This window comes from Pseudonocardia alaniniphila, from assembly GCF_022524485.1.
In the GTDB taxonomy this organism is placed as follows: domain Bacteria; phylum Actinomycetota; class Actinomycetes; order Mycobacteriales; family Pseudonocardiaceae; genus Pseudonocardia; species Pseudonocardia alaniniphila.
This window is the reverse complement of the sequence record NZ_JAKXMK010000031.1, coordinates 13,876-40,183: the sequence shown is the minus strand read 5'-3', so window position 1 is coordinate 40,183 and position 26,308 is coordinate 13,876. Positions and strand designations below refer to the sequence as shown.

The window sequence follows — 26,308 nt, the reverse complement described above, 5'->3', positions numbered from 1 at the left end:
GCCGGTTCCTGGCGAACGCGGTCGCCCGGCGGACCATGATCTCTGAGATCACCGTGTCGGGCGATCAGTGGGTCCCGCCGACGATCGGGGCGGAGATGGATGCGTTGATCTGCTCGAACGCCGTGCGCACGCGGTCGAGGTCCGCTCCGGCCGTCAGGAGCAGGCTCAGCAGGACGCGGGCCTTCGGGCCGTCGAGGAAGCCCGCCGGGATGAGCTGGCGGGAGAGCAGGTCTCGCTCCGAGCCGGGAAAGCTGTAGGTCCCCTGGAGTAGCTCACCACCGCCGGTGCGCGAGGCCAGCACGATCGGCAGCCGCGAGGCCAGGTCCGCCAGCACCGGGACGACGTGCGAAGGAACGTGGCCGCCGCCGAATGCCTCGATCACGAGGCCGGCGTATCCGAGCGTCTCCACCTGCGCGATGAGCCTGGAGTCGTGGCCGAGAACGGATGTCAGGAGGGCGACGGGCGGCACCTCCTGCTCGTTCACCCCCGACGGGATGCCGCCGAGCGTGGGTGTGCGGAAGGCGATTCGCGGGCGGCCCTCGGTGATCCATCCGAGTCGGCCGGCAGTCGGCGAGTGGAACGTGGCCGGGCTCGAGGTGTGGGTCTTGCGCACGAACCGTGCCGCGTGGATCTCGTCGTTCAGGACGACGAGGGTGCCCAGGCCTGCTGCCTCCGGGGCAGCCGCCACCTGCACGGCCGCGAGCAGGTTGGCGGGTCCGTCGGGCCCGGCGAGGGTGGGGTTGCGCATCGCACCCGTGACGACGACAGGATGATGATCACGCACGAGCAGGTCGAGCGCGAACGAGGTCTCCTCGATCGTGTCCGTGCCCTGGGTGACGACGGCGCCGCTCGCTCCGGCCGCGAAGCAGTCGGTGATCTGCGCGGCCAGCGCGATGATGTCCTGCAAGGTCAGGTCGGAGGAGGCGACCTGGCGGAACGAGACGGTCTCCAGCGCGGCGACCTCCTGCAACTGTGGGACCGCCTCGACGAGATCGCGGGCACCGAGCCGGGGCGTCACCCCGCCGGCAGCCCCATCACCCGCGTTGGTCGACGCGATGGTGCCGCCGAGGGAGAAGACCACCACTCGGGGCAGTCCGGCATCTCGGTTCACATGTCACCTCACCCTTCACCTGATGGCGAGAAATGCGTGGAAGGAACGCTCCAGCAGCTCGGCGTCGAGATCGTGGGCGATGAGCACGAGCCTGCTGCCCGGCGGAACCGCGCCGGTGAGGTGCTCCGGGCGGTGTACGACGTGCTGCACCCCGTTGAGCGCCACCGGCCCGGCGCCGTGGACGTCGAGCACGCCTTTGACCCTGAGTACGGCCGGACCGTGGCGATGCAGCAGGAGGCTCAGCCAGATGGCGAAGGCCTGCCAGTCCAGGGGCTCGTCGGTCGCCAGCTCCAGGGTGGAGACGGCGCTGGTGTGCGCCGCGTCCGCGGAGCCCCCGGAACGCCGGACCGGTGACGTGGAGGCGGGCGCACCGGTCGGCACCTCGGTGCGCAGCAGCTCACCGGCTGCCGTGACGCTGACCGTTGTGGCGGGGACGATCCGGCGCAGGCTGCGGACCAGGTCCTCGACGTGCTCGGCTTCGACCAGGTCCGCCTTGGTGACCACCACGTCGTCGGCTGCGAGCAACTGCCGGTGCGCGACCTCGTGGTTCTCGATGCTGTCGAGGCCGGTGAGGGCGTCGACCGTGACGCAGATCCGCGCCAGGGCGTAGTGATGCTTCAGGACGGGGTCGTTCGCGATGGTGAACGCGATGGGCCCGGGATCGGAGAGCCCGCTGGTCTCGATCACCACGTGGTCGCGGCGCGGCGCTCGGCCGCTCTGCTCGGCGTCGAGCAGGCCGGAGAGGGCCTGGGCAAGATCGTCCCGGCGGGTGCAGCAGGCGCACCCGCCGGGCACCACGACCGGCCGGTCCCCGTCGACGCTCAGGAGGACGTCATCGACGAGCGTCTCGCCGAAGTCGTTGAGTATCACCGCGGGCGCATGATCACCGGCTCGGTCCAGCTCGCGGCGCAACAGTGTGGTCTTGCCCGACCCGAGGAAGCCGCTGAGCAGGATGACCGAGCGCCGACCCCTTGCGGTCGGGGCGGGCTCGGCGGCAGGCAGGCCGAGCAGCGTCATGCCGGATCGTCCGGGTCGATGGCAGCCAGGAGGCCGGGATCGAGCACGTCGATCTTGCGTCGTGACAGGCGCTCGGCGGCCTGCCAGACGGCGGGCAGCGCGGCGGCCACCTCCGCCGACCCCTTGCGGTCGGCGATCACGCGGTGCGCTCCCTTGCCCGGGTCCGACACGGTGAGGCCGTACGGGGCCAGCACCGCGGCGAGGATGCGCGTGCGCCTGTATCGCGGGCGGCCGGGCATGTCCGGCGTCTCACCGACGGACACTCCGTCCGTCCAGTGGTCCTCGGGAGCCAGCTCGTAGCACAGCACGCACATCGCAGATCAGTGTTCCTTCAGGTTCGCGGTTGTCGCCTGCGGGTCCGGCGGAGGCGGGACGGCTCGGGGCCTGCCGGGCCGCCCCCGCCTGCCGATCAGGAACCCGGCATGAACGGGCTGCCGTCCGGGCCCGGGTAGGCGTAGCGCTTGCGGAAGTCGTTCGCCGCATCCTCCATGGTGACCCAGCTGACGCCTTCGTGGCCGCTGATGTACTCGATCAACCGCTCGAGCATCAGCAGCACCTGAGGGCGGCCGGAGACGTCGGGGTGGATGGTGAAGGCGAAGACGCCGTAGTCCTGCTCGCGGTACACCCAGTCGAACTGGTCCTTCCACCAGGCCTCGACGTCCCGCGGGTTCACCCAGCCGGCGCTGTTCGGAGCCCCCTTGATGAACATCATCGGAGGCAGGTCGTCCATGTACCAGTTCGCGCCGATCTCCACGAGGTCGATCACCTCACCGCGCTGGAGCGGCTTCATCCATGTGCGGGCCTCCTGCGAGTAGTCGATCTTGGTCCAGGAGTCGCCGATCCGGGCGTAGAACGGCACGAAGTCGTGCAGGCCCTGCCCGTGGTCGTAGGTGAAGCCGTACTTCTGCAGCAGCGCCGTGGTGATGTTCGACATCTCCCACCACGGCGGCACGTAGCCGCGAGGGGCCTTGCCGCTGACCTTCTCGATCAGCTCGACGGTGTAGGCGAGGACGTCCTCTTCCTGCTTGGGCGTCATGGCGATCGGGTTCTCGTGGGAATAGCCGTGCGCGCCGATCTCGTGGCCGGCGTCGACGATCATCTTCACCGAGTCCGGGAACGTCTCGATCGAGTGCCCGGGGATGAACCACGTGGCCGGCAGGTCGTACTTCTTGAAGAGCTTCAGCACACGCGGGGTGGCGATGTCACCGGAGAACATTCCTCGCTGGATGTCCGACGGCGAGTCCTCACCGCCGTAGGACCCCAGCCATCCTCCGACGGCGTCGATGTCGACGCCGAACACGCACTTGATGTCCTTGGGCATGTTCATCTCCTTGTAGTGGACGAACCGCTGAGGTGAACCACGACCTCCTCGGCGGTGAGGGGATCGGCGTATTTCGCCGTCATGTCGAACAGGTTCGCCTCGTGCGGGCCTGCCGACCGGTCGGCGCAGCAGTCCGTGACGACGAACGTGGGGAAGCCGTGCTGCACGGAGTCCACGACCGAGGCGCGGACGCACCCCGATGTGGTCGCACCCAGCACGAGCACGCTGTCGACCCGGTTCGCGACGAGCAGTGCGTGCAGCGGCGTGCCGAAGAAGGCGGATGCGCCGCTCTTGGCGATCACGGGCTCGTGGGCGAGCCTGCCCAGGCGCGGATCGATCTCGACCCAGGGTGAGCCGACGGTCAGCTCGCCGAGCGACGGCACCTTGCGCAGCCACGTCGTCGTGGCGCGCGCGCCCTCGTCGTAGGCGATGGTCGTGAAGGCCACGAACAGCCCGCGCTCCCGGGCGGCGTCGAGCACTTCCCGCGTGCGTTCGACCTCGGCCGTGGTGTCCGACCCGAGCGGGCACCCGGGGTCGGTGAACCCGCGGCAGAAGTCGACGACCACGATCGCCGGGCGCTCTCCCAGTTCGAAGCGGCCCGTGAACCCCGCGCTGCGGTACGTCTCGCGGGTGGCGTCGTCGGCTGCGTCGAAGGTGCTCATGGCATCACGTTCCCGGAGTTCGGCCCCAGCGTCTGCCCCACAGAGAGGATCACGACGTCGTTCCCGCCGACATCTCCCGCCGATCCATGTCGAGCACGGTGGCGCCGAGGACCTGGACGCCGGTGACGATGTGCTCGAGCTCGGACCACTCGTCCGGGCAGTGGCTCCGACCGCCGCGCGAGGGCACGAAGATCATCCCCATCGGGCACAGCCGGGCCATGTGCACGGCATCGTGCGTGGCGCCGCTGGGCACCGGCTCCCACGCGATTCCGAGCGCATCCGCTGCTGCGGACACGACCTCGTGTACCTCGGCGCTCGCGGGGACAGGGACGTTGTCGGTGGACCACTCGACGTCGACGTCGACCCCGTAGCCCGCCGCCGTGGCCCGGATCTCGTCGGCCAACCGGCGGGTGGCAGCGGACAGCCACGCGGTGTCCACGCTGCGGATCTCGGCGTGCATCCGTACCGCTCCAGGGACCACGTTGGGCGATCCGGGCTCGGAGACGAGCCGGGAGGTGGTGGCGACACCGTGCACGGGTGCGCCGCAACCCTCCCGCCGGACGGCCAGCACCGCTTCGGCAGCAGCGACCAGCGCGTCCCGCCGGTCGCCCATCGGCATCGTCCCTGCGTGGTCCGGCCTGCCGTCGAACCTGGCCAGCAACCGCTCGATCCCGGCGATCGCGGTGACCACTCCGATCGGCGCGCCGCGTTCCTCCAGCAGCGGACCCTGCTCCACGTGCAACTCGACGTATCCGTGCAACGGCCGGGAGCTTGTCCAGCCCGCGCCGGGGACACCGGCGGGGTCGAGACCGAACGCCGCATAGCGGTCGCCGAGTCGCCTGCCCTCGTGGTCACGGCGATCGAGGTCGGCCGAGGTCAGCTCACCGGCGAGCGCTCGGCTGCCCAGGCAGCTCAGCCCGAAGTCGTTGGACTCCTCCCCGAGGAAGTCCACGACCAGCAGGTCCCGCTCCAGCACGACGTCATGCTCCGTCAGCTGCCGCACCAGTTCCAGGGCGCCGAGCACGCCGACGGCCCCGTCGAACCGGCCGCCCGACTCCACCGTGTCGGTGTGCGACCCGGTGATCAGGCTCGCCGCCCCGGGACGCCGTCCGGGTCGCACCCCTATGACGTTGCCCGCCCCGTCGGTGTGGACCTCCAGCCCGGCGTCGACCATCCGAGACCTGATCCACTCCCGCGATGCCCGATAGGGCTCGGAGAACACCGTCCTGGTCCAACCCCCGCTCTCCGGGTTCCGAATCCTCGCCAGCTCGGCGAGATCGTGCTCGAGCCGCGACGGCTGGGGAGTCAGCGACTCCGGCTTCGACGCCATTCTGAGCTCCTCCTTCCGCACGAGAGACCGGCTGCGGGGCCCTCCGTCACTGCGTCGAGCGCGCCAGGAACCGTCCGCGTCCGCCCGCCCCGACGTACTTCCCGCCCCGGGCGACCTCCTCGCCACGCGAGTAGACCGCCTCCAGGGATCCGGGCAGCGTCCATCCCTCGTAGGGCGTGTAGTCCATGCGCTGGTTCTGGGTCTGCGCCGAGATGGTCGTGGTGCCGTTCGGGTCGAGCACCACGATGTCGGCGTCCGCGCCGCTGACGATCGCGCCCTTGGTCGGGAAGAGGCCGAACTGGCGGGCCGGCGCCGTGGCCGTCAGGTCGACGAACTTCTCCAGCGAGATCTGGTTCCTCCGGACACCTTCGGCGTACATGACGATCATCCGGTGCTCGACGCCCGGGCCACCGTTGGGAATTGCGCGGAAGTCGGCCGCTCCCAGCCTGCGCTTCTCCTCCAGGCAGAACGGGCAGTGGTCGGAGCTGACGACGCCGAGGGTGCCGGCGCGCAGCCCGCGCCACAGCGCAGCCCGGTGCTCCTCGGTGCGCAGCGGTGGCGTCAGCACCACTTTGGCTGCCTCGAAACCGGGCGCGTCGTAGAGCGAGCGGTCCAGCGTCAGGTAGTGCGTGCACGTCTCCCCGGCGACGGCCCGGTCCTGGGATCGCGCCTCGGCGACGGCCTCGACCGCGCCCTCGGTCGACAGGTGCACGAAGTAGATCGGTGAGTCGGCCATGCGCGCGATCTGGATCGCCCGGCGCACAGCCTCGATCTCCGTGGACGGCGGACGGGAGATCTCGTGCGATCCCGGGCCGGTCTTCCCCGCCGCCACCAGGTCGGCGGCGAGACGGTCGATGACGTCGCCGTTCTCCGCGTGGACGCACACCTGCCCGCCGATCCGGCCCGACTCGCGCAGCACGTTGAACAGCGCGCCGTCGTGCAGCATGAGTGTGCCGCGATAGGCCATGAAGACCTTGAAGCTGGTGACGCCGGTCTGCATGATCTCGGTGAACTCGTCCACGGCGCCGTCGTAGAGATCGGTGACGCACATGTGGAACCCGTAATCGACAGCAGCGCGCCCCTGCGCCTTCGCCCGGTGCTTGTCCAGCGATTCCAGGAGCTTCTCCCCCGGCCCCTGCATCGCGAAATCCACCAGCGTGGTGGTGCCGCCGCACGCCGCTGCCCTGGTGCCGGTCTCGAAGTCGTCGGACGTGGTGGTGCCCATCATCGGCGAGTCGAGGTGGGTGTGCACGTCCACGCCACCCGGCAGCAGGAGCCGTCCGGAGCAGTCGACCCGCTCCACGTCGTCGATCGGGAGGCCGGAAAGATTGCCGATCGCCTCGATCTTTCCGTTGTGCACCAGAACATCCGCGTCGACCGAACCACCGCTGTTGACGACGCGCCCGCCGGTCAGCATCAGGTATGTCATTGCCAGGCCTCCTCAGAGGGGGTCAGATGAGCCCAGGGCAGAGCCGCCTCCAGCGCTCCGGCCACCGCGAACAGGTCGACCTCCCGGAGCGTCTTCGCGACGATCTGCAGGCCTACCGGCATCCCGGAGCGCGTGAATCCACACGGCACCGAGCCCGCGGGGTTTCCGGTGAGGTTGAAGGGATAGGTGTAATAGACCCACGACACGATGTTGCGATCCGCGAGATCCGGCGGGACGTTCACACCGGCAGCGAGTTCGGCAACGGGAAGAGTGGGGGTGATGAGCACGTCGTACGGCTCGAGGAAGGTTCTGAACCGCTCCCTGAGATCGAATCGCTTGAAGTGCTTGAGGAAATACTCTTCCACGGTCTGACTGTAGAGCACGTCTCCCAGAACCGCTGCCACCGCCGGATCCAGAAGTTCGGGTGTGTTGTCCAATGCGGACTTCAGCTTCGCGCCCACTCCTCCGTAGAACTCCGCGTTCCAGAGCTCGATCGGATCCTCACCGAATACGCATTCGACCGTTTCGATGTGACAACCGGCATCCTCCAGCCGCCCGATCGCCGATGTCGTGAGTTGGCGGACTTCGTCGTTCAGGCGCGCGTATCCCAGGGTCGGGCTCCAAGCGACCCGCAGGTCCGCAACCCCTCGCCCGCAAGCACCGACGAAGTCAGGTACCGGCTGCGCGACGCTTGCCGGGTCCCGCGCATCGAACCCCGACAGCACCTGCAACAGGTGGGCGGCGTCCCGAACGGTCCTCGCGATCGCTCCCACGTGACCGAGCGAGGGCGTGGCACTGGCCGGGAAGACCGGCACCCGGCCGTACTGGGCCTTGATGCCCACCAGGCCGCAGAGCGCCGCCGGGATCCGGCAGGACCCGCCGCCGTCGGTCCCCAGCGCAACCGGGGTGACACCGGCCGCCACGCTGGCGGCGGCTCCCGCACTGGATCCGCCTGTCGATCTGCCAGTGTGCCAGGGATTGCGGGTGATGCCGGTCAACGGGCTGTCCCCGCCACCCGCCTTGCAACCGAACTCCGTTGTGGTCGTCTTGCCCAGAATGCACGCGCCCGCAGCCCTCACCCGGCTGACCGAGGGCGCGTCCGCTCCGGCCACGTTGCCTGCCATGACCCTCGAACCGAAGGTCGTACGAACGTCAGCGACGTCGATCAGGTCCTTCACCGAGATCGGCACCCCGAGAAGCGGCCCGGCGACAGCACCTTTGCTCATGTCCGCATCCGCTTTGCGGGCGGCCTGAAGTGCCGGCTCCGGAGTCCTCGTGACGAACGCGTTGAGGGTCGGCTCCACGGAGTCCAGCCGGTCGAGAGCCGCGCTGACCACCTCCACCGCGGATGCCTGCCTGCTCGACACGAGATGCCTGATCTCCAGCGCCGTCATGTACGCAAAGTCCGTGGCCATCAGCGGATCGCTACTCCTCGAGGATCGCGAATGCGCGGGTCGGGCCCCCGGTGCCGTTCGCCAGAGCAAGCGGCACTCCGTAGAACATGAACTCCCCCTTCCCCACCAGCTCTTCCAGGTTCACCAGCCACTCGTAGTGCGTGATGCCCCGGTCCCGGCAGACGCGGTGGTTGTAGAAGTAGTTGTGGTTCGGCGCGTCGGTGGACGGTCCTTCGACACCGTGCACCTTCGAGCCCCGGTCCGCCAGCCAGTGTGTTGCCGCCGTGCTGATGCCGGGATTGCTCGTCACCACCTCCGGCCTGGGGTAGTGCCGCTTGTGCAGGCCGGTGTTGAGAAGAACGATGTGGCCGTCGACCCTGACACCGGACGCTGCTTCCGCCCGCTCCAAGTCCTCGACCTCGATCATTCCGAGATCGGGAATGTGCGTGAGGTCGAAACACACGGCCTTGCCGAAGAACATCTCGAGCGGCATCTCACCGATCTTCATGCCGTCCGGTTTGACGTGAAAGAACGAGTCGACGTGTGTGCCGATGTGGTCGAGCGTCCCGATGTAGGACGTCGCCATCGACATCGGGTCATCGGGAACTCCGAGGCCGAGGTCGACGGAGTCCTCGTGGCGGATATGCGGTATGTGGACCGGCCGCTGGAAGAACTTGTGGCTCGGCATGTTGTCATCTATGGGCAGGGACAGGTCGATCACACGTCGGGTCATCGTCAAGGGCTCCTGAAAGCATGGTCGAAGGGCATCTCAGTCACGCCGCACCTGATGAGGCGAGACGTTGCGCGCGCCGAGGATGATGATTCCCGAGGCGAAGATCGGCAGGCATCCCCAGATGAACGCGGCCTGGTCCCAGCTGTGGCCGCTGGCGAGCGCAAAGGTGATCAGCAGGCCGCCGATCACGGCGCCGACCTGACCAGCTGCGTTGATGATCGATCCGCCAGTCGCGCGGGTGTGCACGGGGAAGCTCTCGCCGTTGAAGAACAGCAGCGCCGAGTAGGGGCCGATCAGGAAGAACAGACCGGCGCTGTACAGGGCGATGATCAGGCCGTAGCTGCCGTCGGGAGCCAGCAGCATCCCGCTGAAGGAGAGGCCGGAGAAGATCCAGCCGATCGCGATCGTGTTGCGGCGCCCGATCCGGTCACCCAGCCAGCCGTGGAAGAGGTAGCCGGCGAACGCGGTGGCGTTGGAGATGATGAGGATCGCCAAAGCGTTGTCGAAGCTGATGTTCTTGCCGCTCTCTGCGGTGAGCAGCGACGTGCCGAGGATGGAGAACGTCAGGACACCGAGCCAGCTGAGCAGGAAGGCGGAGCCGATCACGAGCGTCGACCGCAGCGCCTCGCCGGTGAACGCCGAGGTCAGCGGGGCCGAGCGGTTGGTCAGGTCGATGCCTGCCGCCTCCGCGAGTGCGGTGGCCTCCTCTCCACGGCCCTGATCCATGAGCTTCTCGGCCTCGTGGCGGACGGCGAACTGCGGGCTCTCCTTGAGGTAGCGGGCGGCCCACACCATGAAGATGGCGGGGAACACCGCGACGATGAAGCAGAGTGCCCAGCCACCCACGGGGAACAGCAGGTAGATCGACAAGGCCGCCAATACGGAACCGACGGGCCAGCCGGACTGGACCAGCGAGTAGATCAAGCCGCGGCGACGGGCCCTGGCCGGGTCGGAGTACACGTGGGCGAACATCTCGTTCAGGTACGTGGCGTTGATGGCCTGCTCGGCGTAGCCCAGACCGGCGACGGACCGCACGAGGATGAGCAGCACGATGCCGAGGCCGGCCACGGCGCCGACCACCCAGCCGGCGACAGCGGTCATCGCGGACGCCAACGCGGCGCCGATGACCGCGATGATGATGCCCTTGCGGCGGCCGAGTTTGTCGACGAGCGGGCCGACGCCGAAGGCGACCAGTGCGGTGCCGATGGTCACCCAGGTGTTGATCCCCGTCGACTGGGAGGAACTCCAGCCATGATCTTCGGCAAGCTTGGGGAGGAGGTTGCCGAACAACACGAAGTCATAAACGGCAAATGTCCATGCGAAGAAACAGACCCATGTTGCAATCCGCACGTCCCGTTCGGTGACGCGCGGCACCTGCGATACCCGTTGCGCTGAAGCATCCATTGCTTCCACTCCGTTTCGAACAGTCCGCACCCGGGTCCGTAGACGTCATGGAGGTGCGCGACTACCCAGCGGCGCTGCCGGCGGACAGACCGAAGTGCACATGCGATTCGCGAACCGACGGCGTCGGGCGCCGCAGCTCGAGGACCTCTTACCTGTCTCGGGCTTACCTCGCTCGGGCAACTCAGGCGAAGTCCACGGGAAGCGGATCGCCCCGGCCCACCCGGTCGACTATGAGCGAGTAGTGCTCCGGCTGCCGGTGCGCGTCGAAGTCGAACACGCTCCGGCGGTACGGCTCGGAGTAGTCCAGGTCGACAGTGGCCATCACCACTTCGTCGCCCTCGGTACGTGCCTTTGCGAGGATCTCACCGGAGGGCGCGGCGATCGCGGATCCACCAATCATGGGGCAGCCGTCCTCACTGCCCGATTTGCCGGCGGCGGCCACCCACACGGCGTTCTGGTAGGCACCGGCACGCAGCGACAGCAGATGCGTGGACATCTTGGCGTGCGGCTCCTCCTGCCACCCCGGCACCTCGACCGGAGTGTTGTAGCCCAGCACCACCACATCGGCACCTTGCAGGGCCAGCACGCGGTAGACCTCCGGCCATCGACGGTCGTTGCACAGACATGTCCCGAAGCGGACACCGTCCACCTCGAAGACGCCGAACCCGAGGTCGCCCACCTCGAAGTACCGCTTCTCGAGGTGCTGGACGGGGACGTCCTCGAGCTTTTCTGCGTGGCCGGGCAGGTGGATCTTGCGGTACTTGCCGACGATGTCTCCTGTGGAATCCACAAGGATTGCAGTATTGAAGTGTTGCCCGTCGGGGGTGAGCTCGGCGTAGCCCAGGTAGAAGCCGATCCGCAACTCCGCTGCGCGCTCGAAGAGCGGCTTGACCTCGGCGCCGGGCATTTCGGTCTCGAAGTACCGGTCCATGACCGCGAGGTCATCGGCCCAGTAGCGGGGGAAGAATGTCGTCAACGTCAACTCGGGGAAAACTACGAACGAAGCGCCCTTATGGTGGGACTGCTCCAGCAGCCGGATGAGCCGCTGTACCGCCGTCGCCCGGCCCTCGGAAGGCTGTATGCCTCCAACCTGGGCCACCGCAAGATCGAACTTCCTGTCCATGGTTTCTTCCTCCAGGACGGACACGCAAACGTTCGCTCTAACGTTTGCGTAACGTATGTCGCGACGTTGCCGTCGTCAAGGGACCTGCGCGCGCCGAGGACTCCCAGCGCCGACCTCGGAGCGACGCGGATGATCAGCGCTGGTTCGAATCGGTGACTCACCCACCGTCGAGGCGCGGGGGTACAGAGTCGGCTGGAGTAACCGGGACCGCACCCGGCGGCCGCGCAGCAGCGAGAGCAGCACCCGCATGCTGAGTGCGCCCATCTCGAACAGTGGGGAGTGCACCGACGTCAACGGTGTGGGCAACTCAGAAGCGACGTCGAGGTCGTTGAAGCCCACGACGGCGACATCTCCCGGGGCCTCCAAGCCCCGGTCGCGCATCGCGCCCATCACACCGACCGCCGCGAAGTCGCTCGCGGCGAAGATGGCGGTGGGTGGATGGGGTAACGACAACAAGTGATCTCCCGCCTCACGCCCCGAGCGCACGTCGAAGCCCGACGGGATCACGTAGTCGTCCGGCAGCGGATACCCCGCCGCGGCGTAGGCCCGCCGGAACCCGAGCGTCCGCTCCGCGCCGGTGCTGGCGTGGGGGTCCCCCGCCACGATCCCGATGCGCCGGTGACCGAGCGAGAGCAGGTGCTCGGCAGCCAGGCGGCCGCCCTCCAGGTCGTCGGTGCTGACGGAGATCTCCCGGGGCATTCGGCGCGCCACCAGCACATAGGGCACGCCGCATCCGTGCAGCTCCGAAATGAGATTGGAGTCCGTCCGCGAGTCCCCCACGATTATCCCGTCGACCTGACGCGACAGCATGAGGTCCAAACGTGAACGCTGCAGGTCCGGGCGGTCTCGCGTATTGACCACCACAGTGTTGTAGCCGGCGTCGATCGCCGTTTGGTCGATGCCGTCGTAGATGGTCGCGAGGACGACGTCGGTCAATCGTGGCACCATTACGCCGATCATCTTGGTGCGTCCCGTACGCAAGGACAGGGCAGCGGCGTTGCGTCTGTACCCCTGCTCACCTGCCAACTCGCGCACGCGCGCGACCGTCTCGGCACTCACCCCGACCGGGTTCTCGCTCAGCGCGCGCGACACCGTCGAGACGTGCACGCCCAGCTGTTCGGCCAGCAGAGCCAGTGTCACGGTCCCGCGAGGAGCGGGAGACTTACGGCTCGGCATACGATGAATTCTGCCGCAGCCGGCGCCTCCCGCGCCCGGGAGGTACACGGTCGGTACAACTCGGTCGTCAGCCGACACGCGATGCACCACCTCGACCGATCCGCAGGCCCATTTCCCGACTGAATTGCCGACGTGCTTCCCGGCATCCGCCGCAGAACGGCCGTACACGCCGGTCGCGGCCTCTGTCTCGTTGGAGACGATCGCGCGGCGGGCACAACCGGTTTCGAGACTTTCGCCTTCTTCAGAAAGCGTCCGATCAACGCGATGGCAAGAATGCTGAACTTTGGTACCGTCGCAGCGTATGTATTTCGTCAAGGCGAGCAGGGCAGGATGAATTCATGGGATCCACGGCTTACGTCCCGCGTGTCCACTTGGTGGGCAGCATACCGCTGGAGAATTCGGACGCGGCACTCCGGACGGCAGCGACGCTCGGCAGCAGCCTCGCCCGTATCCCCGACGGAGAGACCGGGGACCGTTCCAACTGGATCGCCTGGCAGCACAGCGTCTTCACCCGAAACGCACAATTCTCGACAACCCGCTCACATCGCGCCCAGTACAGTGCACGCAACTTCCTGACCATCGCCCCCGGGGTTGCCCCGGACGACGTCACGATCGGGCCGCTGGGCTACGCCAAAGCAGCCGTGGACAGCTACCGGGTTTTCCTGCGACTGCGCTCGGAGGGGGTCATTCCCGATGACACCCGCTTCCAAGTCAGCCTGCCCACCCCGGTCGGTGTCGTCATCAACTTCTTCGAGCCGGCCGCTCGACCGCTCGTCGAAGGCCCCTACCAGACTGCACTGGGCGCCGAACTCGACATCATTCTGGCCGCCATTCCCGGCCCCGATCTCGCCATACAGTGGGATGTCGTATGGGAGTTCGCCATGATCGAGGGCTGGAGTTGGGAGGCCGAGTGGTGGGGCGAGGACGCCTTCACCGATATCGTCGAGACGCTGGCAGACTTGGGCAACGCGGTGCCGCCGGACGTCGAACTCGGATTTCATCTCTGCTACGGCGACGCCAACCACAAACACTTCGTCGAGCCCACCGACACCCGGTCGATGCGAGATGTCGCCAACGGCATCCGGCAGACACTGCGTCGTCGACTGGACTGGGTACACATGCCGGTTCCGCGGGGCCGCGACGACATCGACTACTTCGCCCCGCTGTCCGAACTGGACCTCGGCGACGACACCGAACTCTATCTCGGCCTCATACACCTCACGGACGGGATTCCCGGAGCCAACCGGCGCATCGCGTCCGCAGGGTCAGCAGTCACCGGATTCGGCGTGGCCACGGAATGCGGATTCGGCCGCCGGCCACCCCGGTCCATCCGGCAACTCATCGGCATTCACCGCGATCTACTCACCGCAGCGCACCACTAGGTCACCGGATCAGCAGCCGGGCTCCCACGCCGCTCAGTGGTTCCGCAGAGCCGAGATCAGGTCGTTCTTCGACATGCTCGACCGCCCCGGGATGCCGACCTTCTTCGCCCGGTCGTACAGCTCCGACTTGCTCATGTCGTCGTAGCTCGGCGACCGCCCGCCCCGCTTGGACACGGTCTTGCGCCCCTCACCGGCCGACGCGTTCGCGATCCGGGCCGCCTTCTCCTTGGACGCACCCTTGTCGCGCAGCTTCTTATACCGCTTCTCGTCCTTGATACTCGGATTCGGCACCACAACCTCCTCGATCCACACACGATCCCGGCCCAGCCGGCTCGCCAAGGGGCATGCCCCGCACACGCCCCGCGAAACACGATCCGCCCCCGGGCCGGTGACCGACATCAGCCGCCCGCCGCGTCCGCTCTCAGGTCTGCGTTCCGGCCTGCTGTTCGGGGTACGCCGCTCGGGAGCAGTCGGCCGACGGTGCGTCGCAGGCAGGGAGGACGTCGAGATGGTGGCGCGGACGGTGACGAGGAAGCTGATCGACGAGCACCTGGTCTCGGGCGAGCCGATCGCAGGCGAGGAGATCGCGCTGCACATCGACCAGACCCTCACCCAGGACGCCACGGGCACCGTTGTCATGCAGGAGCTCGAAGCGATCGGCCTGGACCGCGCCCGGACCGACGTGAGCGTCCAGTACGTGGATCACAACCTCCTCCAGGCCGACGAACGCAACGCCGAAGATCACGAGTTCCTGCGGTCGGCCGCCCGCCGCTACGGACTGTGGTTCTCCAAGCCGGGCAACGGCGTCTCGCACCCCACGCACATGCAGCGGTTCGGCGTCCCCGGAGCGACGATGGCCGGGTCGGACTCCCACACCTGCGCGGCCGGCTCCCTGGGAATGCTCGCCATCGGTGTCGGCGGCCTCGAGGTGGCGCTGGCGATCGCGGGCGAACCCCTCTACGTACGGATGCCCGAGGTCTGGGGAGTGCGGCTGGTCGGCCGACTTCCGGACTGGGTGTCGGCGAAGGACGTCGTGCTCGAGATGCTGCGACGCCACGGCGTCGACGGCGGTTTCGGCCGGGTGATCGAGTACCACGGCCCGGGGTTGGCCGGCCTCTCGGCTATGGACCGCCACGTCATCGCGAACATGGGGGCCGAACTGGGTGCGACGACCACCGTGTTCCCCTCTGACGCCGCTGTAGCCGACTTCCTGCGTTCCGAGGACAGGCAGGGCGCCTTCCGCGAGATCACAGCGGACCCAGGAGCGCTCTACGACGTCACCGAGGAGATCGACCTCTCCGAACTGGAACCGTTGATCGCTCGTCCGTCGTCGCCGGGCAATGTCGTGCCGGTGCGGGAGTGTGCAGGGGAGCCGGTCGGTCAGGTCGTCGTCGGCTCGTCCGCCAACCCGGGCCTGCGCGACTTCGCCGTGGTCGCCGCGATGGTCGACGGCCGCCAGACGTGCGACTCCGTCAGCTTCGACGTCAACCCGTCGTCGCGGCAGATCTTCGAGGACATGACCCGGATGGGAGCAACGTTCCAGCTCATCGCCGCGGGGGCACGGATCCACCAGGCCGGCTGCCTGGGCTGCATCGGAATGGGGCAGGCACCGGCGGTCGGGCAGAATTCGCTGCGCACCTTCCCCCGCAACTTCCCGGGCCGATCGGGCACGGCCGAGGACGCGGTGTGGCTCTGCTCCCCCGAGACCGCGGCCGCCTCCGCGCTCACCGGCGTCATCACCGATCCACGTGAGTTCGCTCGCGACAACCATCTGACGTGCCCGGCCCCGCAACTGCCCGCCGAGGCGTCGGTCAACACCGCGATGCTCGTGGCGCCGCTGTCGGCCGAGGAGGCGACGGGTATCGAGCTGGTCAAGGGGAACAACATCTCCTCCCTGCCCGATCTGTCCCCGCTCCCGGACGCACTCGACCTCCCGGTCCTGCTCGTGATGGGCGACGACGTCTCGACCGACGAGATCTCGCCCGCCGGGGCGCGGGCTCTGCCCTACCGGTCCAACATCCCGAAACTCGCCGAGTTCACGTTCACCCGGGTCGACGAGAGCTATCCGGCTCGAGCCGCGGAAGCCGGCGCCCATGCCGTGGTGGCCGGGAACAACTACGGGCAAGGATCCTCGCGTGAACACGCCGCGATCACCCCTCGGTACCTCGGCCTCGCGATCGTGATCGCCAGGTCCTATGCACGCATCCACTGGCAGAACCTCGTCAACTTCGGCGTACTACCACTGACCTTCGCCGACCCCGGCGATCACGACCGGATCCAGCCCAGCGACGTCCTGCATCTCACTGATCTGCACTCGACCCTGGTCAGATCGAAAGAGCTCACCGTCACCTGCGGCAACAACGACAGAGCGTTCACCGTCACCCACCAGCTGTCTCCGCGACAAATCGACACGATCCTGGCCGGTGGACGAATCCCGCAGCTCACCGAACAACGACGATCCGGAGGACGTGCTCGTACTGCAAATGACGCATAGCAGCCCTCCACGAGGACCACACCACGGTCGGATACTGGCCGCATCCAGGACAGTCCGCCACGTGGCGGGTCGCGCACGGACCCATCTCGGTGGTAGTCAGACAGGACAGCTCTGCTCCGTGACGATGACAGGGGACGTCATCTCACGAGTTTTCACAACGATGGCCTTCACGAACCGACACCACTCGTTGGCTTCCGGTTGACCGAACGGGCGGAAGCCGACCTTGCGGGGAAGGATCCACGTTCGATGAGCATCCCGGTGCGCCAGGCGATCAAGATCGGTGGCTATCTGATCAAGCAGAAGCTGGCCGGCCGAAAGAAATTTGCCCTGACCTTGGAACTGGAACCGCTATTCGCGTGCAATCTCGCCTGCGGCGGCTGCGGCAAGATCCAGCATCCGGCAAGCGTGCTCAAACAACGCATGCCCGTCGAGCAGGCACTCGCGGCCGTGGACGAGTGCGGCGCCCCCGTCGTGTGCCTGGCCGGCGGGGAGCCCCTGATGCACCCTCAGGTCGAAGACATCGTCGCCGGCCTGGTCAAGCGGAAGAAGTACATCTACCTGTGCACCAACGCCCTGCTCCTCCCGCGCAAGATCGACAAGCTGCGCCCGTCCCGCTACCTCGCGTTCGCCGTCCACATCGACGGGCTCCAGGAGCGCCACGACGCCTCCGTCGCCAAGCTCGGGGTGTTCGACCAGGCCGTGGACAACATCCGAGAAGCGCAGCGGCGCGGGTTCCGCGTCACCACCAACACCACCTTCTTCAACACCGACAGCCCTCAATCCGTCATCGAGGTTCTCGACTTCCTCAATGATGATCTTCACGTCGACGGCATGATGCTCTCCCCTGCCTACGCCTACGACAAGGCGCCGGACCAGGAGCATTTTCTCGGTGTCACAGAAACCCGCGAGCTGTTCCGGAAGGCCTTCGCCGACGGCCGACGACACCGCTGGCGACTCAACCACTCGCCGCTCTTCTTGGACTTCCTCGAAGGGAAACTCGACTTCCCCTGCACCGCCTGGGGAATTCCCTCCTACTCGCTCTATGGCTGGCAGAAACCCTGCTACCTGATGGGCGATGGTTACGCACAGACCTACCAGGAACTCCTCGACACGACCGACTGGGACGCCTACGGCCGGGGCCGCGACCCTCGCTGCGCAAACTGCATGGCCCATTGCGGCTACGAACCCACCGCAATCGCGGCGACCCTGGGGTCGCTCAAGCAATCGATCCGCGCCATCCGATGACGATGCCACGGAATCCGTGACATCACCGGTACAGCCGTTGTCCGTCGGTTGATCCGCCGGTCCGCCCGACAATCGCCGGCGCGGAGCACCTCTCATGGCGGCGGGTCGGCGACGATCTGGGCATCGATGACCCGCGCCACCTGACGAGACGAGGAATGCGCGTTCCCTCCCCCCTGATTAGATCGCGCCGCAGTGGGGAAGGTTGACGCATGAGCGTCAGGTCCTGGATCGGGAGATGGCCGGTGTACCGGCAGGCCACAGGGACGGACCGCCTGGGGCGGGGCAGTGCTGCCCGGTCGTCGCGGACGGATCAGAAGCCCGCCCGCACGAGCCAGGCCGACCAGGTGACGAAGTCGATCTGCCCGTTCTGCGCGGTGGGCTGCGGGCAGCGGGTCTTCGTCAAGGACGGCGAGATCATCCAGGTGGAGGGCGATCCGGACTCGCCGATCAGCCGCGGCCGCCTCTGCCCGCGCGGTTCCTCGACGCTCTCACTGGTGACCTCACCCAGCCGGGTCACGAAGGTCCGTTATCGCCGTCCCCACGCCAGCGCGTGGGAGGACCTCGACCTGGACACCGCCGTCGACATGATCGCCGACCGGGTGCTCGAGACCAGGGCGCGTACCTGGGAGGACGTCGACGAGAACGGGCAGCACCTGCGCCGGACCATGGGGATAGCGAGCCTCGGAGGGGCGACCCTCGACAACGAGGAGAACTACCTCATGAAGAAGCTGTACACGGCCATGGGCGCGATACAGATCGAGAACCAGGCCCGTATTTGACACAGCTCCACCGTCCCCGGTCTGGGGACCAGCTTCGGTCGCGGCGGCGCGACGATGTTCCAGCAGGACCTGGCCAACTCCGACTGCATCATCATCCAGGGCTCGAACATGGCGGAGGCGCACCCCGTCGGGTTCCAGTGGGTGATGGAGGCCAAACGGCGCGGGGCCACGGTGATCCACGTCGACCCGCGGTTCACACGGACCTCGGCGGTGGCGGACCTGCACGTGCCGATCCGGGCGGGCACCGACATCGCGTTCCTCGGCGGCCTGATCAACTACGTGCTCCAGAACGAGGCGTACTTCGCCGAGTACGTCACGGCGTACACGAACGCACCGACGATCCTGCGTGAGGACTTCGCCGACACCGAGGATCTCGACGGGCTCTTCTCCGGTTACGACCCGCAGACGAGCAGCTACGACACCGAGACCTGGCAGTACGAGGGCACGGAAGTCACAGCGGCGGCCGGCGAGCACGACCCGTACGCGACCGACGAGCCCGTCGGCGACGACGAGACGCATGCGAGCTCGGACGAGCGCATGCAGGAGTCGAGCGGGGCCGAGGAGGCGGGCTCCGGCGGCGCATCCCATCGTCCGCAACCGACGCAGGACCCGACGCTGCAGCACCCGCGCTGCGTCTTCCAGGTGCTCAAACGCCACTTCGCGCGCTACACCCCGGAGATGGTGGAGCAGGTCTGCGGTATCCCGCCGGAGACGTTCGAGCAGGTGGCCACCGCGCTCGTGCGCAACTCCGGGCGGGAACGCACCAGCGCGTTCGCCTACGCCGTCGGCTGGACCCACCACACCGTGGGCGTGCAGTACATCCGCACCGCGTCGATCCTGCAGCTGCTGCTGGGCAACATCGGCCGGCCCGGCGCGGGGATCCTCGCCCTGCGCGGCCACGCGTCGATCCAGGGCTCCACCGATATCCCGACCCTCTACAACATCCTGCCCGGCTACATCCCGATGCCACATGCCCACGAGGAAGAGGACCTCGCGAGCTTCCTGCGGTCCGATGTGGGACAGAAGGGGTTCTGGGGCAACATCGACGCCTACACGGTGAGCCTGCTCAAGGCCTGGTGGGGCGACGCCGCCACCGAGGAGAACGAGTACTGCTTCGGGTACCTGCCTCGCCTCACCGGTGACCACAGCAACTTCCAGACCGTCGTGGACCAGATCGACGGGAAGGTGCCCGGCTACTTCGTGATCGGTGAGAACCCGGCGGTCGGCACCGCCAACTCCCGCCAGCAGCGGATGGGCCTCGCGAACCTCGAGTGGCTCGTCGTGCGGGACATCAACATGGTGGAGACGGCCACCTTCTGGCAGGGCGGCCCGGAGATCGAGACCGGCGAGATGCGCACGGCCGACATCGCCACCGAGGTGTTCTTCCTGCCCGCGGCCACCCACACGGAGAAGGACGGCAGCTTCACCAACACCCAGCGGCTGCTGCAATGGCACCACAAGGCGATCGACCCGCCGGACGACGCCCGCAGCGACCTGTGGTTCTACTACCACCTCGGCCGCAGGCTCAGGGAGAAGCTCGCCGGCTCCACCGACCCCCGCGACCGCCCGCTGCTCGACCTGACGTGGGACTACCCCACCGAAGGTCCCTACGACGATCCGAGCGCCGAGTCGATCCTGCGCGAGATAAGCGGCACCGGCCCGGACGACAAGGCCGTCTCGGGCTACACCGCCCTCAAGGCCGACGGCTCCACCCGTTGCGGATGCTGGATCTACAGCGGCGTCTACGCCGACGAGGTCAACCAGTCCGCGCGCCGCACACCGGGCCAGGAGCAGACCTGGGTCGCCCCGGAGTGGGGATGGGCGTGGCCGATGAACCGGCGCACGCTCTACAACCGGGCTTCTGCCGATCCCGACGGCAATCCGTGGAGCGAGCGCAAGGCCTACATCCGCTGGGATGCCCACGAGGGCATGTGGGTCGGCCCCGACGTGCCCGACTTCGAGGCGACCAAGCCGCCGGACTACCGGCCGCCCGACGGTGCGCGGGCGCAGGACGCCCTCGCGGGCAACGAGCCGTTCATCATGCAGTCCGACGGACGGGCCTGGCTGCACGTGCCGGCCGGGCTCGTCGACGGCCCGCTGCCCGCGCACTACGAGCCGCAGGAGTCGCCGGTGCGCAACGCGCTCTACGGGCAGCAGAACAACCCCGCCCGCCAGCGCTACGACCGCCCGGAGAACCCCTACCACCCGGATCCGGGAGAGCCCGGCGCCGAGGTGTTCCCGTTCGTGTTCACCACGTTCCGGATCACCGAACACCACACGGCGGGCGGGATGAGCCGCTGGACGCCCTACCTGAACGAGCTGCAGCCCGCCATGTTCCTCGAGGTCTCCCCCGAGCTCGCCGCCGAGCGCGGTCTGGAGCACGGCGGATGGGCCACGGTCGTCACCGCGCGGTCGGCGATCGAGGGCAGGGTGCTCGTCACCGAACGGGCCAAACCGCTACGCCTGGGCGGCGGGCGCACCGTGCACCAGATCGGCATCCCGTGGCACTGGGGGCCGAACGGGCTCTCGACCGGTGACGCGGCCAACGAGCTGCTGTCCGTCTCGCTCGACCCCAACGTCCACATCATGGAGACCAAGGCCGCCACCTGCGACATCCGCCCTGGCCGGCGGCCGCGCGGACCGCAGCTCGTCGAGTTCCTGACCGAGTACCGGCGCCGTGCCGGGCTGGAGGAGACCGCATGACCAACCGCCTCTCCGGACCGCTGCCCGATCCGTCCGCCGACGCCGGCTACCCGCCCGACCACCCGGAACGGGTCGGGTTCTTCACCGACACCAGCGTCTGCATCGGCTGCAAGGCATGCGAGGTGGCCTGCAAGGAGTGGAACGCCCTGCCGTCCGAGGAAGCCGGCATTCCCGCCGACCTCACCGGGATGAGCTACGACAACACCGGGGGGCTCGGCGCGAGCACCTGGCGGCACGTCGCGTTCGTCGAGCAGACGGTGCCGGCGCAGCGCTCGGCCACGGTCGATCTCGGCATGCCGTCCACCGGGCTGCCCGACGCGGCGAACGACGGGCGCGGGGACGCCACCGAGGTGCGCTGGCTGATGTCGTCGGACGTCTGCAAGCACTGCACGCACGCCGCGTGCCTCGACGTCTGCCCCACCGGAGCGCTGATCCGCACCGAGTACGGCACCGTCGTCGTGCAGAACGACGTCTGCAACGGCTGTGGCTACTGCATCCCGGCCTGCCCGTACGGGGTGATCGACCAACGGCCCGGCGACGGCGGAGCGTTCAAGTGCACGATGTGTCACGACCGGCTCGGTGCCGGTCTGATGCCCGCCTGCGCCACGGCCTGCCCCACCGAGTCCATCCAGTTCGGACCCCTCGACGAGCTGCGGTCCCGGGCCGCCGAGCGGGTGGACGCGCTGCACGCCGCGGGCGTCACCGATGCCCGCCTGTACGGGCACGACCCGAACGACGGCGTCGGCGGAGACGGGGCGTTCTTCCTGCTCCTCGACGAACCCGAGGTGTACGGGCTCCCGCCGGACCCTGTGGTCACCACCCGCGACCTGCCCTCGATGTGGCGCCACGCGGGTGCCGCGGCGGCCGCGGTCGCGGGCGTCGTGGTGGCGGCCTTCCTGGGAGCGCGGCGATGAGCCGCCGTCGCCCGGTCGACGGGACGACGAGCTGGACCGGGGACCGGATCGGCGGCTGGGCCCCGTACGGCACTCGCGACGACCGGCCGGGCGCCACGGCACCAGGCGGGGCCGGACCACGGGGTGCAGGTCCCGACCGGCCCACAGCCGAGGCACCTCGGAGCCGCCCTGGCCGGCCCCGCGGCGAGCAACTGATGGTGCCCGAGGCCGAGTTCCGCACCTACTACGACCGCGCGATCATCAAGCCCCCGGTCTGGAAGGTGCCCGACGTCCCGATCTACCTCTACCTCGGCGGCGTGGCGGGCGTATCGGCCACGATGGCCGCCCTCGCCGACGCCAGTGGCCGCCCGCTCCTGCGCCGCGTCGGGCGGCTGGCTGCGGGGTTCGGGGCGATGGCCAGCGTCGGCGCGCTGGTGCACGACCTCGGCAGGCCCACGCGCTTCCTGAACATGCTGCGTGTGTTCAAACCGACCTCGCCGCTCTCGGTCGGTTCGTGGATCCTGGCCCCGTTCGGGACGCTGGCAGGCGCCACCGCCGCATCCGAGCTCACCGGCGTCGCCCCCGGGCTCGCCCGTCTCACCGGCGCCGGGGCCGGCGTCCTCGGCCCTGCCCTCACGACCTACACGGCCGTGCTGCTCGCCGACACCGCCGTACCCGCGTGGCACGAGGCTCACCGGGAGCTGCCGTTCGTCTTCGCCGGAAGCGCCCTGGCCAGCGGGGGTGCCGTCGGCATGCTGGCCGGGGGCGAGGCCTGCCCGGCCCGCGGGATCGCCGTGGCCGGTGCAGTCATCGAACTGGGCGCGACGGCCGCACTGGAACGCCGGCTCGGGCCAACGGCCCGCGCCTACCGCACAGGCCGTGCAGGCAGGGTGCTGAGGTCGGCCCGCGCCGCCACACTCGCCGGCGCCGCCGGCACCCTGCTCGCTGGTCGCGTGCGCCGTCCCCGACTCGTGTCGCTGGTGTCCGCGGTGTTGCTCAACGCCGGGTCAGCAGCCACTCGCTACGGGATCTTCGAAGCCGGTATGGCATCCGCACGGGACCCCGAGTACACGGTTACCCCACAGCGACAGCGGCTGACCGACGCTCAGGACGCCGACCCGGCGCCCCGCTGAGCGAGCTGCCGGGTTCGGCATCGGTCAACGGGGGCCGGCCCGCGGGCCATGATCAGCTGCTCGAGACCGCCAACCGGTGCCAGACGCGGCTGTGGGGACCGAAACGGCGATCTTCGCCGGAGGGGTGGGAGCCAGTGCCCCGCCGGATTCCCCGCCCATGATCGTCGATTTGGGACCGGAAACCGAGCTGCACCCGGGTATGCGGCCCCAAATGATGATCACAGCCGGGGCGAGCAGGCCCTACGTTGCCGGACAGCACTGCCCGGTGCTCGACCATGATCGGCAGTTCGGGACCGGCCACAGGGCGGCATACGGCTGCTCGGCCCCAAACGACGATCACCGCTCGCGGCTGGCCAGCGCGCCGCCGGGCGACGACCCCCTTGCTGTCCATGATCAGCAACTTGGGACCGGGGACCGCGCCATACACGGGCGTGCGGCCCCAAACGACGATCTTGCTCGGGGTCAGCGGGCCGGCCGGCGCCCTGCTGGCAGCCAGCCCGGTACCCGACACGCGATCAAGATCAACAGTTCGGCCCCGGCAACCGGACGAGACACGGCTCCGCAGCCCCAGACGACGATCACCGGTGACGGCGAGCCGATGCTCGCCGAGAGGCGATCCCCACGCTGCTCATGATCGCCAGATCGGGGTCGACAACCGTGCTGGACACGGTTGCGCGGCCCCAAACAATGATCATGCTCGGCGCGGACGAGTCGGCCCAGCCGCGACCGCGGCCGGTCAGTAGCCATCCATGATCAGCTGCCAGGGATCAACAACAGGGCGCACACGCCTACCCGCCACAACGCCGATCAGCGCGCGGGCGAGCGGGTCGACCCCTGCCTTGATGGGCGCCCCGCCCGCTACCCGGCCATGATCACCAGGTCGGGACCGACAACCAGACGACACACGGCTCCGCAGCCCCAAACGACGATCACCGGCGGCGACGAGCCGGTGCCCGCCGAGAGGCGATCCCCACGCTGCTCATGATCACCAGATCGGGGTCGACAACCGTGCTGGACACGGCTGCGCGGCCCCAAACGACGATCATCACCCCGCGCCGTGCCGACGGTCACCGAGAGACGACCCCCTTCCGACCATGATCAGCAAACCGGGGTCGATAACCGTGCTGGACACGGTTGCGCGGACCCAAACAATGATCATCACCGGGACGGGCAGGGCTGAGGGGATCCTCGTCGAGATCAGCCAGGACATGAACGGTACCCGGCACCTGGCCCGTTGATGCCCGAGCAGCCGGAGTCGTCCGGGCGGTGCAGATCGGACCAGCGGCCCACGAAACCACCATGGCTGGCCGATGTGCACCAAGCACGCCCCGGTGGCGAGGAGGCCGAGGGCACCGATGTGTCGGCCTATTGTCAGGAAGCCATACAGCGCCAGAGCGACCAGACAGGGATCATGGGCGGCGCCCCACCGAGGCGGTGACACGTCCGAAGCGTCGTGGCCCGTCCACTCAGCAGGCTCGGAGGAGTGAATTCGCGTGGAGATGTACATCATCCCCTTGGGCACCTGTAACTGCCCTTACGAGGTGGTCGCGCCCGGGGTGAGCGATGGCAACCTCGTCAAGCTGCCGGTTCCCTCGTACCTGATCAAGCTCGACAACGGCAAGAACCTGCTGATCGACACGGGCATGAGCCGCCTCCACATCACCGACCCGCTGGCGACCTGGCGGGGCACCGAGATGGTCGACGTCCTGGTGCCGGAGATGCAGCCGGAGGACAACCTCGAGGTGCGGCTGGCCGAGCTCGACGTCCGGCCCACCGATATCGACTACGTCATCAACACGCACCTGCACTTCGACCACGCCGGCAACAACGACCTGTTCCAGCGGGCCACCTTCTTCGTTCAGCGCGAGCACTACGACTTCGCCAAGGACAACGGCAGGTTCCCCAACCAGTACTGGAACCTGCCGAAGTTGAAGCACGAGTTGCTCGACGGCGAGATGGAGCTGTTCCCCGGCATCGAGGTCCTGCTGACTCCCGGCCACGCCCCGGCGCACGAGTCGGTCATGGTCCGGCTGCCGGAGACCGGCAACATGGTCGTCTGCGGCGACGCCGTCTACACCCAGGACAACCTCGATCACGCGTCGTGGGGCGGACAGGCGGACCCCGAGGCTGCCGCCGAGTCCGCCGCCAAGCTCCAGCGCATCGCCCAGGAGCAGAGTGCCACGCTGCTGTTCGGCCACGATCCCGTGCAGGCGAAGCAGTTCCACCGTTCCCCGCAGAGCTACCGGTAGGACCGCCAGGGCGACAACGACGCATTCCTCCTGACCCGCGGCTCGGTCTTCGACGGGAACAGCTCGGCTCCTATCCCCACCAGCTGGACCGCGGCGGTCAAGCGGTGCCGAACGTCTTCTCCACGTGGTCTTCCACGTAGCCTTCGGAGAGGAACAGCTTTCGCTCGCGGGCGTTCTGCGGCTTCACGCGCAACCAGACCCGGCCGGCGTTGTGCACCCTGTCGGCCCGGGTGACCGCAGCCTGCAACACAGCCCGGCCGCGCCCGCCGCCGCGCCACTCAGGGCGCAGCACCATCCGTCGGATCTCGATGGCGCGATCCGGCGCTTCCGGGCCTGCAAACCCCGGCGAGCAGGGCATAGCCGACGGGAACGCCATCGACTTCGCCGACAGTGTGCTCCTGATCGGGATCTTGGAACGCCTTCTCGCGCCACGCGATGCCGGTCACCGTCAGATAGCGAGCGGTGTCCTCGGCCGCCTCCGTGTGTCCGCAAAGGCCGACAGATCGCGTGGCTCGCCAGGTCGAAACTCGAGATCCAAGTCCTCACGTCCTGCCTCACGCTGGGCTGTCGCGAACCATGTCCGGAGCCCGCCCATGAGACCGTCCGGCCCGAGGAAATCATTTGCCGGACGATCCTGGCGATCTCAACCGCGCTGTCCGCATCGCGTATTACGGCGATCCCGGCGACGCAATCGGCCCGCCGCAGCATAGATCGCCGACATACGGGCATC

Annotated in this window: 21 protein-coding genes; 7 read left to right on the top strand and 14 right to left on the bottom strand. The window is 68.3% G+C overall.

The window, feature by feature from the left end; translation table 11 throughout:
* Positions 1-64: 64 nt before the first annotated feature.
* From MMF94_RS31440 to MMF94_RS31385, 12 genes are all read right to left on the bottom strand, one after another.
* Positions 65-1,111 carry an asparaginase gene (locus MMF94_RS31440; RefSeq protein ID WP_241041048.1) on the bottom strand — a complete coding sequence of 349 codons (1,047 nt, stop codon included), beginning with the start codon at positions 1,109-1,111 and terminating at the stop codon, positions 65-67.
* A gap of 15 nt (positions 1,112-1,126) precedes the next feature.
* Entirely contained in the window at positions 1,127-2,128 is a 1,002-nt protein-coding gene (locus tag MMF94_RS31435) for a CobW family GTP-binding protein (protein ID WP_241041047.1), read from the bottom strand.
* Entirely contained in the window at positions 2,125-2,442 is a 318-nt protein-coding gene (locus MMF94_RS31430; protein WP_241041046.1) for a hypothetical protein, read from the bottom strand. The genes MMF94_RS31435 and MMF94_RS31430 overlap by 4 nt, the downstream gene beginning before the upstream one ends.
* A 95-nt stretch (positions 2,443-2,537) precedes the next feature.
* Complete coding sequence (locus tag MMF94_RS31425; RefSeq protein ID WP_241041045.1) at positions 2,538-3,449, bottom strand: polysaccharide deacetylase family protein; 912 nt, start codon at positions 3,447-3,449, stop codon at positions 2,538-2,540.
* Positions 3,450-3,451: 2 nt separating this feature from the next.
* Positions 3,452-4,111 carry an isochorismatase family protein gene (locus MMF94_RS31420; RefSeq protein WP_241041044.1) on the bottom strand — a complete coding sequence of 220 codons (660 nt, stop codon included), beginning with the start codon at positions 4,109-4,111 and terminating at the stop codon, positions 3,452-3,454.
* 49 nt (positions 4,112-4,160) lie between these two features.
* Positions 4,161-5,441: a M20 family metallo-hydrolase gene (locus tag MMF94_RS31415; protein ID WP_241041043.1), complete on the bottom strand. Its 1,281-nt coding sequence runs from the start codon at positions 5,439-5,441 to the stop codon at positions 4,161-4,163.
* Between the two features lie 46 nt (positions 5,442-5,487).
* Complete coding sequence (hydA, locus tag MMF94_RS31410; protein WP_241041042.1) at positions 5,488-6,870, bottom strand: dihydropyrimidinase; 1,383 nt, start codon at positions 6,868-6,870, stop codon at positions 5,488-5,490.
* Positions 6,867-8,264 (bottom strand): amidase, encoded by a 1,398-nt coding sequence (locus MMF94_RS31405; RefSeq protein ID WP_277398866.1) that lies wholly within the window; start codon positions 8,262-8,264, stop codon positions 6,867-6,869. The genes hydA and MMF94_RS31405 overlap by 4 nt, the downstream gene beginning before the upstream one ends.
* Positions 8,265-8,295: 31 nt before the next feature.
* Entirely contained in the window at positions 8,296-8,997 is a 702-nt protein-coding gene (locus tag MMF94_RS31400; RefSeq protein WP_241041040.1) for a cyclase family protein, read from the bottom strand.
* A 36-nt stretch (positions 8,998-9,033) separates the two neighbouring features.
* Positions 9,034-10,401, bottom strand: coding sequence for an MFS transporter (locus MMF94_RS31395; protein ID WP_241041039.1), 1,368 nt, complete (start codon positions 10,399-10,401; stop codon positions 9,034-9,036).
* Between the two features lie 181 nt (positions 10,402-10,582).
* On the bottom strand, positions 10,583-11,524 hold the full coding sequence (locus MMF94_RS31390) for an N-carbamoyl-D-amino-acid hydrolase (protein ID WP_241041038.1): 942 nt from the start codon (positions 11,522-11,524) through the stop codon (positions 10,583-10,585).
* A gap of 75 nt (positions 11,525-11,599) precedes the next feature.
* Entirely contained in the window at positions 11,600-13,015 is a 1,416-nt protein-coding gene (locus MMF94_RS31385) for a LacI family DNA-binding transcriptional regulator (protein WP_241041037.1), read from the bottom strand.
* A gap of 23 nt (positions 13,016-13,038) precedes the next feature.
* Between MMF94_RS31385 and MMF94_RS31380 the strand changes: the two genes are divergently transcribed.
* Positions 13,039-14,082: a uroporphyrinogen decarboxylase/cobalamine-independent methonine synthase family protein gene (locus tag MMF94_RS31380; protein ID WP_241041036.1), complete on the top strand. Its 1,044-nt coding sequence runs from the start codon at positions 13,039-13,041 to the stop codon at positions 14,080-14,082.
* Between the two features lie 33 nt (positions 14,083-14,115).
* On the opposite strand, the gene MMF94_RS31375 is transcribed toward MMF94_RS31380, so the two are convergent.
* Entirely contained in the window at positions 14,116-14,373 is a 258-nt protein-coding gene (locus MMF94_RS31375; protein WP_241041035.1) for a DUF7218 family protein, read from the bottom strand.
* A 220-nt stretch (positions 14,374-14,593) separates the two neighbouring features.
* Between MMF94_RS31375 and MMF94_RS31370 the strand changes: the two genes are divergently transcribed.
* The 6 genes from MMF94_RS31370 (at position 14,594) to MMF94_RS31345 (ending at position 25,578) form a co-directional block, all read left to right on the top strand.
* Entirely contained in the window at positions 14,594-16,576 is a 1,983-nt protein-coding gene (locus MMF94_RS31370; RefSeq protein WP_241041153.1) for an aconitate hydratase, read from the top strand.
* A 246-nt stretch (positions 16,577-16,822) separates the two neighbouring features.
* Entirely contained in the window at positions 16,823-17,821 is a 999-nt protein-coding gene (gene hpnH, locus MMF94_RS31365; RefSeq protein WP_241041034.1) for an adenosyl-hopene transferase HpnH, read from the top strand.
* A gap of 209 nt (positions 17,822-18,030) precedes the next feature.
* Positions 18,031-21,303: a formate dehydrogenase gene (gene fdh, locus MMF94_RS31360; RefSeq protein ID WP_241041033.1), complete on the top strand. Its 3,273-nt coding sequence runs from the start codon at positions 18,031-18,033 to the stop codon at positions 21,301-21,303.
* The gene (locus MMF94_RS31355) at positions 21,300-22,217 is read left to right on the top strand and encodes a 4Fe-4S dicluster domain-containing protein (protein WP_241041032.1); all 918 of its coding nucleotides are present in this window, start codon (positions 21,300-21,302) and stop codon (positions 22,215-22,217) included. Before fdh ends, MMF94_RS31355 begins: the two co-directional genes overlap by 4 nt.
* A gap of 194 nt (positions 22,218-22,411) precedes the next feature.
* A complete protein-coding gene (nrfD, locus tag MMF94_RS31350) occupies positions 22,412-23,329 on the top strand; it encodes an NrfD/PsrC family molybdoenzyme membrane anchor subunit (RefSeq protein ID WP_241041152.1) in 918 nt (305 codons plus the stop codon).
* A gap of 1,499 nt (positions 23,330-24,828) precedes the next feature.
* Positions 24,829-25,578 (top strand): N-acyl homoserine lactonase family protein, encoded by a 750-nt coding sequence (locus MMF94_RS31345; RefSeq protein WP_241041151.1) that lies wholly within the window; start codon positions 24,829-24,831, stop codon positions 25,576-25,578.
* A 97-nt stretch (positions 25,579-25,675) separates the two neighbouring features.
* On the opposite strand, the gene MMF94_RS31340 is transcribed toward MMF94_RS31345, so the two are convergent.
* Complete coding sequence (locus MMF94_RS31340; RefSeq protein ID WP_241041031.1) at positions 25,676-25,954, bottom strand: GNAT family N-acetyltransferase; 279 nt, start codon at positions 25,952-25,954, stop codon at positions 25,676-25,678.
* Positions 25,955-26,308 lie beyond the last annotated feature (354 nt).

Excerpts from the sequence above, each read along its gene's own strand:
- hpnH (WP_241041034.1), top strand. The coding sequence starts at position 16,823 with ATGAGCATCCCGGTGCGCCAGGCGATCAAGATCGGTGGCTATCTGATC.
- MMF94_RS31415 (WP_241041043.1), bottom strand. The coding sequence starts at position 5,441 with ATGGCGTCGAAGCCGGAGTCGCTGACTCCCCAGCCGTCGCGGCTCGAG.
- MMF94_RS31430 (WP_241041046.1), bottom strand. The coding sequence starts at position 2,442 with ATGTGCGTGCTGTGCTACGAGCTGGCTCCCGAGGACCACTGGACGGAC.
- MMF94_RS31355 (WP_241041032.1), top strand. The coding sequence starts at position 21,300 with ATGACCAACCGCCTCTCCGGACCGCTGCCCGATCCGTCCGCCGACGCC.
- MMF94_RS31380 (WP_241041036.1), top strand. The coding sequence starts at position 13,039 with ATGGGATCCACGGCTTACGTCCCGCGTGTCCACTTGGTGGGCAGCATA.
- MMF94_RS31405 (WP_277398866.1), bottom strand. The coding sequence starts at position 8,264 with ATGACGGCGCTGGAGATCAGGCATCTCGTGTCGAGCAGGCAGGCATCC.
- MMF94_RS31390 (WP_241041038.1), bottom strand. The coding sequence starts at position 11,524 with ATGGACAGGAAGTTCGATCTTGCGGTGGCCCAGGTTGGAGGCATACAG.
- MMF94_RS31425 (WP_241041045.1), bottom strand. The coding sequence starts at position 3,449 with ATGCCCAAGGACATCAAGTGCGTGTTCGGCGTCGACATCGACGCCGTC.
- nrfD (WP_241041152.1), top strand. The coding sequence starts at position 22,412 with ATGGTGCCCGAGGCCGAGTTCCGCACCTACTACGACCGCGCGATCATC.
- hydA (WP_241041042.1), bottom strand. The coding sequence starts at position 6,870 with ATGACATACCTGATGCTGACCGGCGGGCGCGTCGTCAACAGCGGTGGT.
- MMF94_RS31340 (WP_241041031.1), bottom strand. The coding sequence starts at position 25,954 with ATGGCGTTCCCGTCGGCTATGCCCTGCTCGCCGGGGTTTGCAGGCCCG.
- MMF94_RS31345 (WP_241041151.1), top strand. The coding sequence starts at position 24,829 with ATGTACATCATCCCCTTGGGCACCTGTAACTGCCCTTACGAGGTGGTC.
- MMF94_RS31435 (WP_241041047.1), bottom strand. The coding sequence starts at position 2,128 with ATGACGCTGCTCGGCCTGCCTGCCGCCGAGCCCGCCCCGACCGCAAGG.
- MMF94_RS31420 (WP_241041044.1), bottom strand. The coding sequence starts at position 4,111 with ATGAGCACCTTCGACGCAGCCGACGACGCCACCCGCGAGACGTACCGC.
- MMF94_RS31395 (WP_241041039.1), bottom strand. The coding sequence starts at position 10,401 with ATGGATGCTTCAGCGCAACGGGTATCGCAGGTGCCGCGCGTCACCGAA.
- MMF94_RS31400 (WP_241041040.1), bottom strand. The coding sequence starts at position 8,997 with ATGACCCGACGTGTGATCGACCTGTCCCTGCCCATAGATGACAACATG.